14 protein-coding genes are annotated in these 17,127 nt (G+C 26.0%); 4 read left to right on the top strand and 10 right to left on the bottom strand.

Annotation, left to right across the window (positions count from 1 at the left end):
• Positions 1-29: 29 nt before the first annotated feature.
• The 4 genes from I2A75_RS09080 to I2A75_RS09095 form a co-directional block, all read right to left on the bottom strand.
• A complete protein-coding gene (locus tag I2A75_RS09080) occupies positions 30-1,877 on the bottom strand; it encodes a tetratricopeptide repeat protein (RefSeq protein WP_195264159.1) in 1,848 nt (615 codons plus the stop codon).
• A gap of 215 nt (positions 1,878-2,092) precedes the next feature.
• Entirely contained in the window at positions 2,093-2,881 is a 789-nt protein-coding gene (locus I2A75_RS09085) for an ABC transporter permease (protein WP_195264160.1), read from the bottom strand.
• The gene (locus tag I2A75_RS09090; RefSeq protein ID WP_195264161.1) at positions 2,874-3,641 is read right to left on the bottom strand and encodes an ABC transporter ATP-binding protein; all 768 of its coding nucleotides are present in this window, start codon (positions 3,639-3,641) and stop codon (positions 2,874-2,876) included. The genes I2A75_RS09085 and I2A75_RS09090 overlap by 8 nt, the downstream gene beginning before the upstream one ends.
• Positions 3,642-3,730: 89 nt before the next feature.
• Positions 3,731-4,759: an ABC transporter substrate-binding protein gene (locus tag I2A75_RS09095; protein ID WP_195264162.1), complete on the bottom strand. Its 1,029-nt coding sequence runs from the start codon at positions 4,757-4,759 to the stop codon at positions 3,731-3,733.
• 209 nt (positions 4,760-4,968) lie between these two features.
• On the opposite strand from I2A75_RS09095, the gene I2A75_RS09100 reads away from it, so the two are divergent.
• Entirely contained in the window at positions 4,969-5,346 is a 378-nt protein-coding gene (locus tag I2A75_RS09100; RefSeq protein ID WP_195264163.1) for a CidA/LrgA family protein, read from the top strand.
• The gene (locus I2A75_RS09105; protein ID WP_195264164.1) at positions 5,346-6,050 is read left to right on the top strand and encodes an LrgB family protein; all 705 of its coding nucleotides are present in this window, start codon (positions 5,346-5,348) and stop codon (positions 6,048-6,050) included. The genes I2A75_RS09100 and I2A75_RS09105 overlap by 1 nt, the downstream gene beginning before the upstream one ends.
• 48 nt (positions 6,051-6,098) lie before the next feature.
• On the opposite strand, the gene I2A75_RS09110 is transcribed toward I2A75_RS09105, so the two are convergent.
• The 5 genes from I2A75_RS09110 to I2A75_RS09130 form a co-directional block, all read right to left on the bottom strand.
• Positions 6,099-8,051 carry a DNA topoisomerase gene (locus I2A75_RS09110; RefSeq protein ID WP_195264165.1) on the bottom strand — a complete coding sequence of 651 codons (1,953 nt, stop codon included), beginning with the start codon at positions 8,049-8,051 and terminating at the stop codon, positions 6,099-6,101.
• A 68-nt stretch (positions 8,052-8,119) separates the two neighbouring features.
• The gene (locus I2A75_RS09115) at positions 8,120-8,722 is read right to left on the bottom strand and encodes a TspO/MBR family protein (protein ID WP_207733793.1); all 603 of its coding nucleotides are present in this window, start codon (positions 8,720-8,722) and stop codon (positions 8,120-8,122) included.
• 60 nt (positions 8,723-8,782) lie between these two features.
• Entirely contained in the window at positions 8,783-10,687 is a 1,905-nt protein-coding gene (locus I2A75_RS09120) for a HAMP domain-containing sensor histidine kinase (RefSeq protein ID WP_243242121.1), read from the bottom strand.
• A 114-nt stretch (positions 10,688-10,801) separates the two neighbouring features.
• Positions 10,802-12,721 (bottom strand): HAMP domain-containing sensor histidine kinase, encoded by a 1,920-nt coding sequence (locus tag I2A75_RS18185; RefSeq protein WP_195264167.1) that lies wholly within the window; start codon positions 12,719-12,721, stop codon positions 10,802-10,804.
• A gap of 103 nt (positions 12,722-12,824) precedes the next feature.
• Complete coding sequence (locus tag I2A75_RS09130) at positions 12,825-13,742, bottom strand: alpha/beta hydrolase (protein ID WP_195264168.1); 918 nt, start codon at positions 13,740-13,742, stop codon at positions 12,825-12,827.
• A 203-nt stretch (positions 13,743-13,945) separates the two neighbouring features.
• Here I2A75_RS09130 and I2A75_RS09135 point away from each other — a divergent pair, with 203 nt between their 5' ends.
• A complete protein-coding gene (locus I2A75_RS09135) occupies positions 13,946-15,304 on the top strand; it encodes a Mur ligase family protein (protein ID WP_195264169.1) in 1,359 nt (452 codons plus the stop codon).
• A 16-nt stretch (positions 15,305-15,320) separates the two neighbouring features.
• Positions 15,321-16,049: a type 1 glutamine amidotransferase gene (locus I2A75_RS09140; RefSeq protein ID WP_195264170.1), complete on the top strand. Its 729-nt coding sequence runs from the start codon at positions 15,321-15,323 to the stop codon at positions 16,047-16,049.
• Positions 16,050-16,091: 42 nt separating this feature from the next.
• Here the strand turns inward: I2A75_RS09140 and I2A75_RS09145 are convergent, their stop codons facing one another.
• Positions 16,092-16,850 (bottom strand): polysaccharide deacetylase family protein, encoded by a 759-nt coding sequence (locus I2A75_RS09145; protein ID WP_195264171.1) that lies wholly within the window; start codon positions 16,848-16,850, stop codon positions 16,092-16,094.
• Positions 16,851-17,127: the final 277 nt, after the last annotated feature.

Genomic DNA, 17,127 nt, shown 5'->3' on the forward strand with positions numbered 1-17,127 from the left:
CTACATAAAAAAAGTGCCTATTGGCACTTTTAATAAAACAGTTTCAATCCTGATATTTTAAATTCTTGAGAACTATCTTCTAAAAATTTATTATAAACCTCTTTCGATTTATTATAATTTTCTATAATAGCATTTTTAGTATTTTCCTCCATACTAGTTGGAATTTCTTCATATGCAGCCTTTATATTTTCATATCCTCTTGCAATATCATTTTCAACCATCAAGTAATACCAGCCTGCATTACTTAATGCTAATATATCTTTTTCATTAATAGAATAAGCCTTACGAGTAAACTCAATTCCTTCTTCATTCTTTGAATTCTTCAAATATACTGCGCCTAGAGTTCTACAGTATTCCGGATTATTCTCATCAATCTTTATAGCTTTATTCAAGTTGTTAGCAGCTTCTTCCCACTTTTCTTCAGCTATATCTAGCTTAGCAAGTTTAAAATATAGTTTACTATCATCCTTTTTAATATTCAAGGCTAATTCATAGTAATTTCTAGCTTTTTCATTATTATATTCGTAATTAGAATAATAATTAGCTATTTTAATTATTGTTTCATAGTTGTATGGCTCTTTTTGCATAGCAGTTCTAAAATATGCTTCTGTCGGCTTAATATTTCCTTTTGCTAATAAAATATTCGGAATCAAGCTTCCATAATTATTAGAATATTCTTCATTAGCTATTACACTTTTTTTAGCTAAGTTGAAAGCCTCGTCATATTTTTCATTATCTATTGCCTTTAATGATGAAATATAATATGTAATATATGAATCTTTTTTTTCTTTTTCTGCTTTTCTTTCAGCATCTTCTAAGTATTCCTCTGCTTCTGAATTCTTATTTGTTACTTTACATATATCATGATTTATAAAATCACTTGCTATTCCATAAGCACTATTGTCTTCTAAATCTTTCATTAATTCTTCTGCATCACCTGCAGTTTCTTCTGAAACAGAATAAGCTTTTGCTAGAAGCATTTTGTATGCATCTTCATCTTCATTTTTATCTATCATATCTTTTATCGATTTTATTAATTCTTCATTATTATATGAAGCCATATCTCCTATAACATCGTATATCTTCATTTCATTTTTATCTAAATACCATGCATCTTTTAAAAGTTCAAGACCTTTGTCCCACCTATTAATTAGCATATTCATATTAGCTAATACACATATATCATAAGGTGAGTTTTCATCCATCGGATATTCTTCCGTTAATACTTCTGCTTTATATATATGGTTATTTGAAATATAAGCTGAAAATAATGTTTTTAAGATTTCCTTGTTTTTACCATAATCATTTATATATTGTTCTCCAAGTGAAATAGCTTCATCATATTCTTTATTCATTATAAAAGTAAACAACATAGAATTAATTAATTCTATATCCTTATCTTTATACTTATCAAACCCTTCCTCTTTTATTATCCTATCTCTTTTTATTATTGCTTCCTTTAAAAGAGAACTTGATTTTTTTATATCACCTTTTAATGAATATATATCAGCAGATTTTACTGTCCATATTGGCCAATTTTCTTCTTTTTGCATTTTATTATATTCTTCTATTGCTTCATCATATTTATTTTCGTAATATAGATATTCTGCACTATTTTTAGTTATGTTAATTTCCTCAACAGTTGTAAAGCTCTTAATTCCTAATATCATAATAAGTACAAATAAACAGGGAATGCAAATCATAATAACTGGTTCTATATATTGGTTTTTTTCATTCATTTTTTTGTATGTATTACTTATTTTTTTGCTTGTCCCATCAATTCCATTTCTAAATGGTTTAATTACCACTTTTAGTTTTTCAACAAACGGTTTCAAATACTTTATTATAGTAGAAAAAAGATTGTCTGTTTTTTTCATAACTTCATCCACCTTTTCATTTTATCTACACAATTATTATATAATATACATTTTATCAAATTTTTTTAATTTTTACAATTGAAATCTTTACAATTTTCGCCTAATAATTAATCAGTATTTTAAGCATATTAAAATTAGTCAAGAAATTTTAAATATATTTAACTTAATTTTAAAAAGCTGATAATAAAAGTATTATCAGCTTTTTAATTTCAAAACTAATTTATATTTTTTAATTTTTGTTCAATCTTTGCTACAATCATATACATAAGAAATGCTATTATTGAAAGAATTACAATACTCATCATAACCATATCTAATTGTGAAATTTGTCCCCCATATACTATTAAAAATCCTAATCCTTCTCTTGCAACTAAGAATTCACCCATAATAACCCCTACCCAAGATAAACCAACATTTATTTTTAATGCAGAAATTAACACTTGGATATTTGATGGGAATACAAGATACTTTAGTGTTTGAAATTTTGTAGCTTGTAGTGTTTGCATCAGCTTTAGTTTTCCTTTATCAACTTCATTAAAACCAGTTAATACTGTTATTATTGTTGTTACTATAGAAATTAAAAGTGCTATAACAATTATTGCTGTCATACCATTTCCCACCCAAAATATTACTATCGGTGCAAGTGCAACTTTTGGTAATGCATTTAGCACTACTAAGTATGGATCTAACACTTTTGATGTAAAAGGTGATGCCCATAAAATAATAGCTATAATTGCTCCAAGCACTGTTCCTAATGTAAAACCTAGTATTGTTTCATAACAAGTTACTGATATATGCCTAAGCAATGTTCCTTCCTTTACAAAAGATAGAAATGAATTAAGTATTCTAGATGGACTTGATGTTAGAAATGGATCAATCCATTTCAACCTAGCTGCTACTTCCCAAAAAACAATAAATATTAATAATATGGCTACTCTAAATACCGCAACCTTAATTTTATCTTTCTTTACCTTTTTAATATAAGCCTCATGTTCATTACTCATTTACACTGTCCAACTCCTTCCATAATAAATTAAAATATTCATTAAATTCTGGTTCCTTCCTTCTTTGAAATGGAGTTGCTTCAGCATTTTTAAAAGTTATATCTACATCTAATTTTATATTTGCAGGTCTTTTAGTAAGAACTATTATTCTATCCGAAGTTGCAATGGCTTCTCCTAAATCATGAGTTACCATTATAGCTGTTTTCCCTTCTCTTTTTATTATACTTTTAACATCATCACACACTTTAAGCCTTGTTTGATAATCTAAAGCTGAAAAAGGTTCATCTAAAAGAAGCACATCTGGATTTAATGCAAGAGTTCTAATAAGTGCTACTCTTTGTCTCATTCCACCTGAAAGTTCTGTTGGTTTATGATTTTTAAACTTTGATAGTTGATAATTGTCTAAAAGTTTATCAGCTCTTCGAATGTTTTCTTCACTATCTAATCCCTTTATCTTTAGTCCTAATAATATATTACTCCTAACAGAAAGCCATTCAAATAAATAATCCTTCTGAAACATGTATCCCATTTTATCTAGTCTATTGTTTATATCTTTATCTATATAAATTATTTTTCCTTCAGAAGGCTTTAAAAGCCCACTAATAATATTTAAGAGTGTTGACTTACCACATCCTGATGGTCCTATTATGCTAACAAACTCCCCCTTTTCTATTGAAAAATTTATATTTTCTATAGCCTTTGTTTCACCCTTTAAAGAGTGATACGTTAAACTTATATTTGACACATCTATTAAGCTCAAAATTATACCTCCTTTCTAATATATGTAGATATTTATAGGTAGAAGTTTATTAGCTAGCTCTAATATTCCTAGAGCTAGCTCTTAAAAATTTACTTAGAATTCATTACTTCTTCGGCAAAAGTATTGTTAACTATCTTTTTAAATTCTGGTCTATCTGTTAATAGACTACTATCATAGCTTTCAATTACATCCATTAATCTAGTTAAATCTTCTTCTTCAATTGATGGTTTAGTTGCTATAGCATTAATCTCTTTGTAATTCTTAACAACTGAAACTATTATGTCTTTATCAGTCCCTGGGAAAAATGAAATTATTGAATCAGCTATTTCTTCATCACTATGTGTTTCAACCCATTGTTGGCCTTTATATATTGCATTTGTAAACTTTTGTAGTATTTCTGGGTTTTTATCCATATAAGATTTAGTTGTAAAGAAACAAGTATAAGGCAAGTCTCCAACTGCTTCTCCAATTGATGCTATAATCTTACCGCTGCCTTCTTTTTCTAACATAGATGCTGTTGGCTCAAATAATGTTACATATTCCCCTGTACCAGCTTTAAAAGCTCCTGATGTAGCAGTGAAATCTATATTAGTTACCATATTCACATCAGTTTTTGGATTTAAACCATTTTGCTTTAATACATATTCAAATGCCATTTCTGGAACACCACCTGGTCTTCCTCCTATAACTTCTGCTCCTTTTAAATCAGTCCATTTAAAATCTTCATCTGCTTCTCTACCCACTAAAAATGCTCCATCTGTTTGTGTTAATTGTGCAAAGAGTACTGGATAATCCTCTCTACCTTGATTATTAATGTATACAGTTTGTTCTGGTCCACAAAATCCTATATCTGCATTTTTACTTAAAACTTGTTGCATTGTTTTATCTGCACCCTGCCCTGTTGATAAATCTATTTCTAACCCTTCTTCTTCAAAAAATCCTTCATTTATAGCAACATACATTGGTGCATAAAATACGGAACGAACAACTTCATTTAATCTGACCTTCGTTAATTCACCATTAGAATTTTTATTATCTTTTGAACAGGAAATAAAACTAAGGCTTGTAATACCTATTAAAGCTATTACAGATACAATTTTAATTAATTTACTTTTCATTTAAAACTCCTTAAGTTTTTTAATTGTTATCATAATTTATAATATGAGTTCAGAGCAAATTTTGTTAAAAAATAAGATATTTTAATTTATATTGGATAGTTCTGTAATCGATTATATTTAAAATCGAGATATTCAATTTTCGTTATTGCATTTACATCTCTATTTAATAGTGCTAAATTATTAATTGGATAGTTTAAGGAGGTCACAATATGAAAATTTTTAGAGAAGCCATAATAATTCTTGGCATTTACTTAATTGGAGAGCTTATTTCTAAAAGTCTTTCTTTACCTATACCTGGTAACATATTAGGGATGATAATCTTATTACTATTACTTTGTAGTAAGATAATTAAAATTGAAAAAGTAGAAACTGTATCTAACTTCTTTTTAGATCACCTTGCCTTTTTCTTCATTCCTGCTGGTGTAGGACTTATAACATCCTTTGATTCTATTAAAGATAGTTTAATACTTATTATATTATTATGTATAATTACTACATCTATCGTTATAGTAGTCACTGGAAGTATAGTTCAATTTGTTATGAATCTTCAAAAGAGAAAAACTAAGAAAGGATATGAATCAAAATAATGAATATTTTAACTGACAACATCTTATTTGGACTAGTAATTTCACTAATAGCCTTTGAAATTGGACTTTTTATCTATAAAAAAACAAAATTTCCACTATTTAATACACTGCTAATATCTATAGCTTTAGTAATTGGATTTTTAGTATTATTTAATATAGATTTCGATGATTATAATAAGGGTGGGCAATTTATAAATATGTTTCTTGGGCCTGCTACAGTAGTTTTAGCAGTACCATTATATAAGCAATTACAATTGCTTAAAGAACACTTATTGCCAATATTAACTGGAATATTATTTGGAAGTACCGTTGGAATAGCTTCAGTTTTCTTTCTTGGTAATATTTTCGGACTTGAAAATATACTTACTATTTCATTACTAGCAAAATCTGTTACTACCCCTATAGGAATAGAAATTACAAATCAGCTTGGTGGATTAGCTCCTGTAACGGTATTATCTATAATCCTATCTGGAATAATCGGCGCTGTAATTGGCCCTACTCTATGCAAAATATTTAAAATTAAAGAAAGAGTTGCCGTTGGAATTTCATTAGGGACTTCTGCACATGCTGTTGGAACAACCAAAGCATTAGAGCTTGGTGAAACAGAAGGAGCAATGAGTTCTCTATCTATTGGAATTGCTGGTATAATGACAGTATTCTTAGCTCCAGCTTTATATAGCTTATTTTTAATATTTGTAAAATAAATAAAACTAGTAAAGTTTAATTATATGTTAAACTTTACTAGTTTTATTTTATTGATTCTTTATTTTTAATAGTTTTGTATTTAAAAGTCCTATATTAGAATTATTTAATACTCTAGCAGTATTTTTCCTAGTATAAGCTTCTAATTTAACCATAAATTCATCTGGTTTAATTTCTTTATCATTTACCATCTTTAAGCCTTTTTCCCAAGAAGCTGTCAAAGATGGATTTAAAAGCGAAGGAATAGATACACTAATTGCTTCATAAATCATTTCTCCGAGTTCTGTTGGCGTTATAACTTGTGTTTTCTTATTTGATTGTATGTATTCTATATTTATTAATTTCTTTAATATTTCTGCCCTAGTTGCTGAAGTCCCTATACCAGCGCCCTTTATATGCTCACGTAACTCTTCATCTTCTATTAGCTTCCCTGCATTTTCCATAGCAATTATCATAGAACCTGTTGTATATCTCTTTGGAGGAGATGTTTCTCCTTCCTTTATTTCTAACTCATTTATATTTAATTTGGTTCCCTTTCTTAAATTTTCAGGGAAGGTCTCCTGTTCTTCATCTTTTTCATTTCCAAGGACAATTAAATATCCTTTATCAACACATATCTTTTTATTTAAAATAAAGTTTTCATTACCAACTAAAATTGTAATAGACATTTTGCTATATTGAGCTGGAGGATAGAAAATAGATAAAAATCTTCTAAGTATAATATAATAAACTTGTTTGTCTAAGCTAGGCAGTTTACTTAAAGTGTCTCTTCCTTCCCCTGTTGGTATAATAGCATAGTGGTCTGTGATTTTACTATCGTCTACATATTTACTTTTCATTATAGACTTTGGATAATCTTTTTCTAGTATTTCAGTTGTAATATTAGTTAATTCCTCTCCGATCGGCATATTTTTAAGTTTTATTATGTTACCTTTTATTCCTTTTGCAACTGCAGTAGATAGTACTCTTGCATCTGTTCTTGGATATGTAACCATCTTCTTCTCATACAACCCTTGAACTATTTTTAATGTTTCATCTGGGCTTATTTTGAACCTTTTTGTACATTCATTTTGTAGCTCTGCTAAGTTATATAAAAGCGGTGCATTCTTTTTTTCCTTTGTTTTTTTGACTTCCTTAACTGTTCCAAAACCTATATCTCTTAAATCCTTAATTAAGATTTCAGCATCTTCTTTCTTTTTGAATCCTACCTCATTATAAAGTTTTGGAGATTCAAAATATGTAGATCCCTCTATTGCTTTCCAATCACCTTTTATAACGGCATCATCGTTATCTTTAATAAAGTCTCCAGATATTTTATAAAAAGATGTCTTTCTAAAACTTCTTATTTCCCTTTCTCTTTCTACTACCATTCCAAGAACGCAAGTCATAACTCTTCCAACAGCTACTACTACATTCTTATCTTTTTTTAATACATTAGCTAGTGTCTTCCCATACATAAGAGTTAGCAGTCTTGAAAAGTTTATACCAAATATATAATCTTCCTTTGCTCTTAAATATGCTGAATGTGCTAATGAATCATATTCCGATAGTGGTTTTGCTTCTTTTATACCTCTTTTTATTTCTTCTTCCGTTTGAGAGTCAATCCAAACTCTTTTTTTTATCTTATTTGGTTTTCCAGCCATATCATCTACTAATCTATATATATATTCTCCCTCTCTTCCAGAGTCAGTACATACATATATGCTATCAACATCTTCTCTGTTCATCAAACTGCTGACGATATTAAACTGAGCTGAAGCTGAAGAAATAACTTCATATTTATACTCAGCAGGTAAAAAAGGTAAATCTCTCAAGTTCCAAAATTTTAATTTTTCGTCATAAGCTTCTGGATAACTCATGGTAACCATATGTCCTACACACCATGTAAAAATACTTCTTTCTCCCTCTATATATCCATTGCTTCTTTTCCCCTTAACATTAAGTAGCTTTACAAAATCCATAGCTACTGATGGTTTTTCTGCTATAAATAAAGTTTTCCCCATAGAAACTTCCTTTCTAAATAAAATAAACCTTCAGAAGAAGGCTTATTTCTATTATACTACATATTAAATTACATTTCATTAAGTAGCCAAATAAAATAATTTAAAACTCCTGCAAATACAAGCCATAACATATATGGAGTTAATAAAATTGCGGCTATCTTGTCTACTTTAATAAATTTTATAAATGTTATTATTACTAAAACAAATAATATTATAATCCAGAAAAATGAAATTGCATATAATCTAAATGTAAAAAATATAAAACTCCACATCAAATTAAATATAAGTTGAACTAGGTAGAAAAAATATGCTCCTTTATCATCAATTCCTTGCTTGTTTCTCATATATATTCTATAGGCAGCAATACCCATTAATATATATAATATACTCCATACTATTGGAAACACAATAGCAGGTGGATTAAAAAATGGCTTTTTTAAAGTTTCATATGTAGTCATAGAATTTTTATTAAGATATCCTACAATAAATCCAGATACTACTGGTATTAGTATATTAATTATTAAAGGTATTAATTTAAATTCACCATTTACTTTAAATATATTTAAACTTTTATGTTTTTTATGAGTTTTTTTATGTTTTATTTTCTTAGGCTTTTTAATATCTTTTTTACTAGGTTTTATTTTATTAAGTTTCTTTTCCTTATTCTTCATTTAATGCACCTCTATATAATATTCATTATTATATATGCATTAGTATTTTAATTTATGAAATTAAAAATATATATCTGAGAACTCTATATCTATTTTTTCTTGTAATTCATTTATCTCTACATTATTATTTAGTAATACAATTTCTCCTTTAATATTATTATCATATGGTAATGTTATTTTAAATATATTACCATATTTCATACCTGCATTAATTGTTATTTCTCCATTATGTAATTCTACTAGTCCCTTAGTTAAAAATAATCCTAAGCCACTTCCTTCTGAAGGTCTATTTAATGATGTATTTACTTTTGTGAACTTGTCAAATATAACCTTTCTCTTATCTTCAGGAATAGCTTCCGCATCATTTATAACTTCTATAACTATATTCTCTTTATTTTCTATTTTTACCATGACATATATATTACCTTTATATTTACCATATTTTAAGGAATTGGATAGAATATTCAACATTATTCTCTCTATATAATTTTTATCACAATAAAAATATATCTCTTCATATTGAGGATCAAAAGTTAACTTTGTTTCTCTAAGATTCATATAAAAATTACATGACAAAACTACATTTTCTATTATATCTACGATATTGTAGATCCTTTTATCAATTTCTAAAAATCCTTCTGAAAGCTTATTACTATCTATAAAATTATTAATAGTTCTAATTAATCTTAAACAATTTTGTTTTATTATATTATTATTTCTATTGATTTTTTCCACTTCACAATTTTTTAAATACATATCGTTCAATTGAAGTGCAGAGTAAATAACATTTATAGGAGTTCTTAATTCATGTGATATATTAGAATAAAATTCATCCTTAATATTTTCATCATTAATTTTCTTCTCAAGTTTTAAAATCTCATCTCTTTGCTTTACTAATTTAGTTGCATCATTAAATAATAATATTTTTTTATTATCATAAATTTTAACCAAGCTAACTTCTAAATCTTTAATTTCTCCATATTCATCTTGTATACTTACCTCTGCTGAAAAATCATTTATCTCATAATCATCAGGATATTCTACACCTATAATTTCATTTAATAAATAATTTAGTTTTAAATTATTTTTATTACGTGTTATTTCAATTGGTACATTATAATACACATCATTATAATTATTGGAGTAAATCATTATATCATTTTCAAAAAGCAACAAACCATCTGAAAAAGCTTTGACAACATCGTAATATCTTTTTTCACTCTTTTCTAAAAGCAAGTTTAATTCTTTTAATTCTTTTTCTCTTCTTTTTAAATTTTTATGTAAATTAGTCTCAATTTTTCTTACTCTATTTAAACTTTCATAAGCACTTGAATACGCATTAAATAACAAAGTTTCTTCAAACTTCTCATAAACTAAAAAATACGCTAATAATTTTGTAATCCATATAAAAGAAGTTAAATTTGCATCTAATAATGGCATAAGTACAATAAAGCTATCACTTATTATTAATAAGATACTAGTATATATAATCCATTTATTTTCCCTATAATTATCTAGTTCCTTATATTGATGTAATATAACACCAAATAAAATAAGTAATATAATTTGATTTATAATAAAGTGATTATATATATTAGTTAAATAAATTAATCCATTGAATCCTCTTAATGAAATCATATAAACGATAGGTATAACTATAATAAAAATCAAGTTTTGTATTTTGGGAGAATATCTTTTCTTATATAAAATTATGCTTGATATTATATTTATTAGCTCCAAACATGTAATAAATCCTATGAAAGACATAGCAAGTCCAAATTTTTCTTTTTGCCATAAATACTCTAGATCTATAAACCTTAATATAGCTATATAAAAATAACCAACTCCAATGTATTTTAACAGCCCTAAATCCTTCTTATTTACTTTTACGGCACTTAATATAAATATTAGTATGGATATAGCAAAACAAAGTAGTCTAATTATAAATATATATTCATTTGACATTTTGAAAACCCTATTGATAATGATCAGCATTACAAGTACAGGTATAAATATATTAGACATCAATCCTTTATGTCTATATTTTTTTTCACTTAACATCTATCTTCCAATCACCCTTCATTTATATAGCTTAATTATAAAAGTAGTTCCTTTACCTACATCACTAATTATTTCTATATCTCCATTTTGAGCTTTAATTAAATTATATACAACAAAAAGACCTACTCCGAAACCTGTTGAGTTATTATTTTTTATTCTGTCCTCAACCTCATATTTATTAAAGGCTTTTTTTATAAATTCTTTGCTCATACCTATCCCAGTATCTCCTACCTCTATAAGTACTGCATCTTTTGAATTCTTTATATTTATAAATATAGTTCCATCCTCATCAGTAAATTTTAATGAGTTTGATATTAAATTTAATATCACTCTTTCCATCATCTCTTTGTCGAAATAAACATATATCTCTTCTTCATCAGTATCAAAAAGAATATTTATTCCATTACTCTTTATATGTGCAAAAAGGGAATTTATATAATCCTCAACAAACTCTACAATGTTATCTAAAACTAAATTAGCATCTAAATTTTCCGAATCTATTTTACTTGTATCTATAAGATTATTAGTAAATTTAGTAAGCATAAAACAATTTTGCTTACTTACTTCATTATAAAAATTTATTTTTTCTATATCATTATTTTCAATTAATATTTTTTCTAATTGTATTGCTGAATATATTACGCTTATAGGTATTTTTAAATCATGAGAAATACTTGATAAAAAGTTTCTTTTTATTTCTTCTTTCATTTTTATGCTCTCTAATTCTTCTTTCATAGATACAAGTTTTATTTCTTCAGTTAAATCTTTCAATAATAATATACATTCTGATTCTTCACCATTTAAAGAAAAGAATCTAACTTCTATTTTCTTATCATCTTTATCTATTGTCGTAGAATAGGAACCTTTATTTATATCAACCACTTTTTTTCTTATATCAACATCAAAATTTATATAGTTATCTATTCTTCTATTTACAACTGCTCTTAAATTTTCTTTTTCTATTAGATTTAAAAAATTTGAATTACAATAAGATATCCTAAGATTATTATTTACTATTACTATAGGATCAGGTAAACAACCTAAAAAGCTCTTATATACTAATTGTCTCTCCTTTAACTTTCTATAAGCTTCTTCTAGTTTATAGTTACTTTGTATTATTTCTTTATTTATCTCTTCTAATTTTTTATTTGTATTAACTGTTTCTTTAAACATAAAATTATAATTTTCCTTTGATATATTAACTATAATAAACAAGATAGTCGCTGTATAAACTAACATTTTTATCATCATAACTATATCAACAAGAAAATAGGTGTCTGTATATTTAACAAAAATCCTAATAAAAAAGTATATCATCATAATATTTATATTTAACTTTAGTAAATCTATCTTTTTATTAAAGCTTTCATTATTTATATTAATATATCTATATGTTCCTATTAAAAGTACTATGGTTGAAATTATATATAATAAATATATAAAATTTTTATCTATAACATTGTTTGTCAAACTAAAAAATGAAATAATTCCAAATAATGCTATATATTCTAAGTAAATTTTTTTACCAACTACAGTTACATTTTTATATTTTGCTATTATATAATATAGCATTACTGTATTAATAATTTGAAATTCATCACATTTACTATATCCAAGCTTGGTAAGAAATATTTTTATTCCTTGAAATTGATTTTCCGGAGTTAAAAACACCATGAAAACTATACATATTGTAAAAAGAAATATTTGCAGTATCCCATATATATCTTTTTTAGTTAAATTCTTTAAGTGTATTGTAAACATTAGTAAAATCATAACTATTATTATCTTAAAGATTTGTACAATATCATTTATAGCCATAAAATCATACATTAAAGCAATCTGGTGCATACTAAAGAAAATTAAGCTTATTAATATATATGATAATAATTTTTTCATATCAATATAATAAATTTTCATTCTAAAATTATTATAATCCACATTATTTCTCCTCACTAGTAATTATTACTACATAATTTTACATCATTTCCTTTTATATGTGAATAATTTTAGAAATTTTTGTAGATATTTTATTTTTAATATTCTATTTCTCTATCCATTTTATTATATCACTAATAACTTCATCCTTATTTACTTCATTTAGCATCTCGTGCCTTCCATCTTTATATAACTTATAACTAATGTCTTTTACTCCTATATTTTTATATACTTCATAAAGATTAATTATTCCTTTTCCAAAATAACCAACAGGATCTCTATCTCCTGCAAAAATATAAATGGGAATGTCTAAATCCTTTACTTTTTCTATATTTTCATTTTTATGTATATCCCATAATCCGTTTATTAAATCATAGTAAAAAGGAGTTGGATATATAAATCCACAATACTTATCATTTATATACTTATCTACTTCATTTTCATCCGAACAAAGCCAATCAAAATTAGTTCTTGGATTTTTTACACTTTTATTAAACCCTCCAAAGGATAGCCTATCCATCAAGCGACTTCTTTTATCATTTCCTTTAATCAACATTTCCATTTTAGAAACAGCTAATCCTAATTTAGTAAATATCTTTGGTTTCCCATTACTTCCAGATAAAATAAGAGCATCAATAGTATATCCATACATTTGTATATATCTTTGACTTAAGAAAGATCCCATGCTATGGCCAAATAATATTAATGGTATCTCTTTATTTTCATTTTTAATAATATCATTTAATATTTTTATATCATCAATCATTGAGTAAAATCTATTTTCTTTACTTATAAAACCTAGTTCACTTAAGCTCTTTGCACTTTTTCCATGCCCACTATGATCATGAGCATAAACTACATATCCCTCTTTAACAAGTCTATTTGCAAAATAGTCATATCTCCCAGCCCATTCTGACATTCCATGAACTATTTGAATAACAGCTTTAGGCTTGCTTGAATTATCACTCCATTTATAGCAACTAATATCCATTCCTTCTTTATTCTTAAAAACAAAATTGTCCATAACACTTCCTCCATTCTTTCATTTATCATATTTTCTCTTTTTTATCACCTATCAAACTTCAATAATTAATAAAATCTTATCATAACTTTATTTGTAAGTATATAAAGTTATGATATACTATTCATAGTCAAAATCAAAATTTATTATTATTTGATTATCTATTAATATTATTGTATATAATATTTGATAAGTATTATAAGGTGGTGAAAAAGATTAGTATTAAATCAATAATAAGCATTATAGCTTCAAAAATTACAATTTTTCTAACAAAAACAATACTAAAAGGGGGAACAACATTCCCTGGAAAAGTGGCCTTAAAAATAGATAGAAATATACTTTCAAAAGTGTCAAAAGGCTACAAAGTAGTTTTAATCACAGGTACTAATGGTAAAACTACTACAACTAGCATGATTTATAACATTATAAAAGAAAGCGGAAAGAAAGTTATTACTAATAATACTGGTGCAAACCTTTTTCCTGGAATAGTTACAACCTTCATTGATAACTACAAGTTCTTTAATAAAATCGAGGATTCTTATGCAGTTATAGAAGTTGATGAAGCTAACTTAAAATATATAACTAAATATATTAATCCAGAAATAATAACTGTAACAAACCTTTTTAGAGATCAGCTAGATAGATATGGTGAAGTTTACACTACTCTATCAAAGATATTAGAAGGAATACATCTTTCTCCTAATACTACTTTAGTCTTAAATGGAGATGAATCTCTCCTAGGTAAATTAGATCTTCCAAATAAAACTGTATTTTATGGTTTTAACGCAAGCATAGGAGATAATAAAGATATAGAAATAAATGCCGATGCTAAGTTCTGCAAATTCTGTAAGTCTCCTTATGAATATAATCATATTACATATAATCATTTAGGTGACTTCTACTGTACAGGCTGTGGATTTAAAAGAGCTCCTTTAGAATATGCAGTAAATGAAGTCTTAGAATTAACACCAGATAGTTCAACTGTGAAACTTAATGATTTAGAAGTTACTATAAGCCAGTCAGGTGCTTATAACATTTATAATGGTCTTTGTGCTTATGCTGTAACTAAAGAACTTGGAATAAATGATAATTCAATAAAAAAATCATTGCAAAACCAAGATTCTAGTTTTGGAAGACAAGAAGCATTAAACATTGAAGGTAAGGATGTAAAAATTATTTTAGTTAAAAATCCTGCTGGATATAATCAAGCTTTAGATACACTTTGTTTAAATAAAGATCCTTTTGCTGCCGCATTTCTTTTAAATGATAACTATGCTGATGGTACTGATGTTTCTTGGATATGGGATGTTGACTTTGAAAAACTTCATGATCTTAATATTAATGAAATATTTGTCTCTGGTATTAGATGCTATGATATGGCTGTTAGGCTTAATGTTGCAGGATTAAATAAAGATAACTTTATAATTGAAGAAACCTTCGAAGAGTTAACAGAAAAGATTAAAAATAGTAAAAATGATAAAATTTATATTCTTGCTACTTATACTGCTATGATTAACTTTAGAAAATATCTTCATTCAAAAGGTTACATTAAAAAACTTTGGTAAATAAGGAGGTCTATAAATGGAATTAAATATTTGTCATCTTTATCCTGATTTACTTAATGTTTATGGAGATGTTGGTAATATTCTAATACTTAAACATAGAGCTGAACAAAGAGGAATAAAGGTTAATATAATTAATACATCATTAAATGATGAATTTGATTCAGAAAATACAGATATTCTATTTTTTGGTGGCGGTCAAGATTTTGAGCAATCAATAGTTTCTAATGATTTAAAAACTATAAAAAAACCTAGCTTACAAAAATATATTGAAGATGAAAAAGTAGTTATTGCAATTTGTGGTGGTTATCAATTGCTAGGAAAATATTATATGGCTCCAAATGGTGAAAAAATCGAGGGATTAGGAATTCTTGATATATATACTGAAGGTGGAGATACTAGATTTATAGGCAACACAGTTATATATAATGAAGATTTTAATGAAACGTATGTAGGTTTTGAAAATCATTCTGGTAGAACTTATACTAATGGATTAAAACCACTAGGAAAGTGTGTTCATGGTTACGGAAATAACGGTGAAGATGGGAATGAGGGCTGTATATATAAAAATACATTTTGTAGCTATTTTCATGGATCATTATTATCTAAAAATCCTGAGTTAGCAGATAGATTTTTAAATATAGCTTTAAGTAAAAAATATGACAATATAACCCTTGAGAAGATAGATGATTCTCTTGAACTAAAAGCAAAAGAAGTTATGATAAAAAAATTAGATAATAAGAAATAAATTTGAGGCAAGCTACTACACAATAGCTTGCCTTGTTTTTTATTATTTATTCAATACATTTATATCTTTTAAATATTGAATTTCCCAGTTTTCAATTTCATTTAATGTTTTAAACTTATAACCTTTTTCTTTATAAAAATTAATTATTTCTTGAAGTGAACCTACAGTTGCATACTTATCACCTAAATCATGCATAAGAACTACTTCAACATCATATAATCCACCTTCATCTTTTATCCTTGAATTAATAAATTCTGATGATAAATCTTTTGCTTCACTATCTCCTGCAGCAATTGTCCAATCTATATAATAATCACCATTTCTTACTATTCTATTTTTTATTTTACTTAATACATTAGAATCACAAACTGTATTATTAGAACCACCTGGTAATCTTATAAAATTTAAGTTTCTCTTTCCTAATATACTTTCAATAGTATCCCTACATTTATCTAAATCTTTAAAATAATTTTCTTCACTTTTATATACAGATACATAGTCATGAATATTACAATGAGGCATTATGCACATTCCATTTTCATTTAGTGATTTTATCATGTAAGGATATATATTAGCATAATCTCCGACAACAAAAAAAGTTGCTTTTATGCCATTATTGTTTAAGATATTAATTAACTCCTTAGTTACATTTACAGATGGTCCATCATCAAAAGTTAAATATACAGTTTTCAGGTGATTTTCTGTATACAATGCAGAAACTGGGATATAATTTATATTGTTAAGAAATATAAAAAGTGCAATAAAACTAATAAACTTACTAAACTTTTTGATATTAACCACCTCTTTCTTATATTTCTATTTTGTACAATTATTAAATTTATATTACATGTAAATTAAACCACTTAACAATTATTCTATATGTTGTTATTATGGAAAGTAGATGTTATACTTTAATTTGTGTTTAAATCAAATAGTTTCAAAATATAAAATTAAAGCAATATATGTTTAGTTGTTAATATACATACTTATTTGTAGTACAATATTAAATAGTCAATAAACCTATTTAAGAATAATTACATATGTTTTAAGTGAATATTTTTATGAAAAGTCATATATG

The organism is Clostridium sp. 1001275B_160808_H3 (assembly GCF_015550425.1).
Taxonomy (GTDB): domain Bacteria; phylum Bacillota; class Clostridia; order Clostridiales; family Clostridiaceae; genus Clostridium.

Excerpts from the sequence above, each read along its gene's own strand:
- I2A75_RS09120 (WP_243242121.1), bottom strand. The coding sequence starts at position 10,687 with ATGTCAAATGAATATATATTTATAATTAGACTACTTTGTTTTGCTATA.
- I2A75_RS09105 (WP_195264164.1), top strand. The coding sequence starts at position 5,346 with ATGAATATTTTAACTGACAACATCTTATTTGGACTAGTAATTTCACTA.
- I2A75_RS09140 (WP_195264170.1), top strand. The coding sequence starts at position 15,321 with ATGGAATTAAATATTTGTCATCTTTATCCTGATTTACTTAATGTTTAT.
- I2A75_RS09100 (WP_195264163.1), top strand. The coding sequence starts at position 4,969 with ATGAAAATTTTTAGAGAAGCCATAATAATTCTTGGCATTTACTTAATT.
- I2A75_RS09110 (WP_195264165.1), bottom strand. The coding sequence starts at position 8,051 with ATGGGGAAAACTTTATTTATAGCAGAAAAACCATCAGTAGCTATGGAT.
- I2A75_RS09095 (WP_195264162.1), bottom strand. The coding sequence starts at position 4,759 with ATGAAAAGTAAATTAATTAAAATTGTATCTGTAATAGCTTTAATAGGT.
- I2A75_RS09130 (WP_195264168.1), bottom strand. The coding sequence starts at position 13,742 with ATGGACAATTTTGTTTTTAAGAATAAAGAAGGAATGGATATTAGTTGC.
- I2A75_RS09085 (WP_195264160.1), bottom strand. The coding sequence starts at position 2,881 with ATGAGTAATGAACATGAGGCTTATATTAAAAAGGTAAAGAAAGATAAA.
- I2A75_RS09115 (WP_207733793.1), bottom strand. The coding sequence starts at position 8,722 with ATGAAGAATAAGGAAAAGAAACTTAATAAAATAAAACCTAGTAAAAAA.
- I2A75_RS09080 (WP_195264159.1), bottom strand. The coding sequence starts at position 1,877 with ATGAAAAAAACAGACAATCTTTTTTCTACTATAATAAAGTATTTGAAA.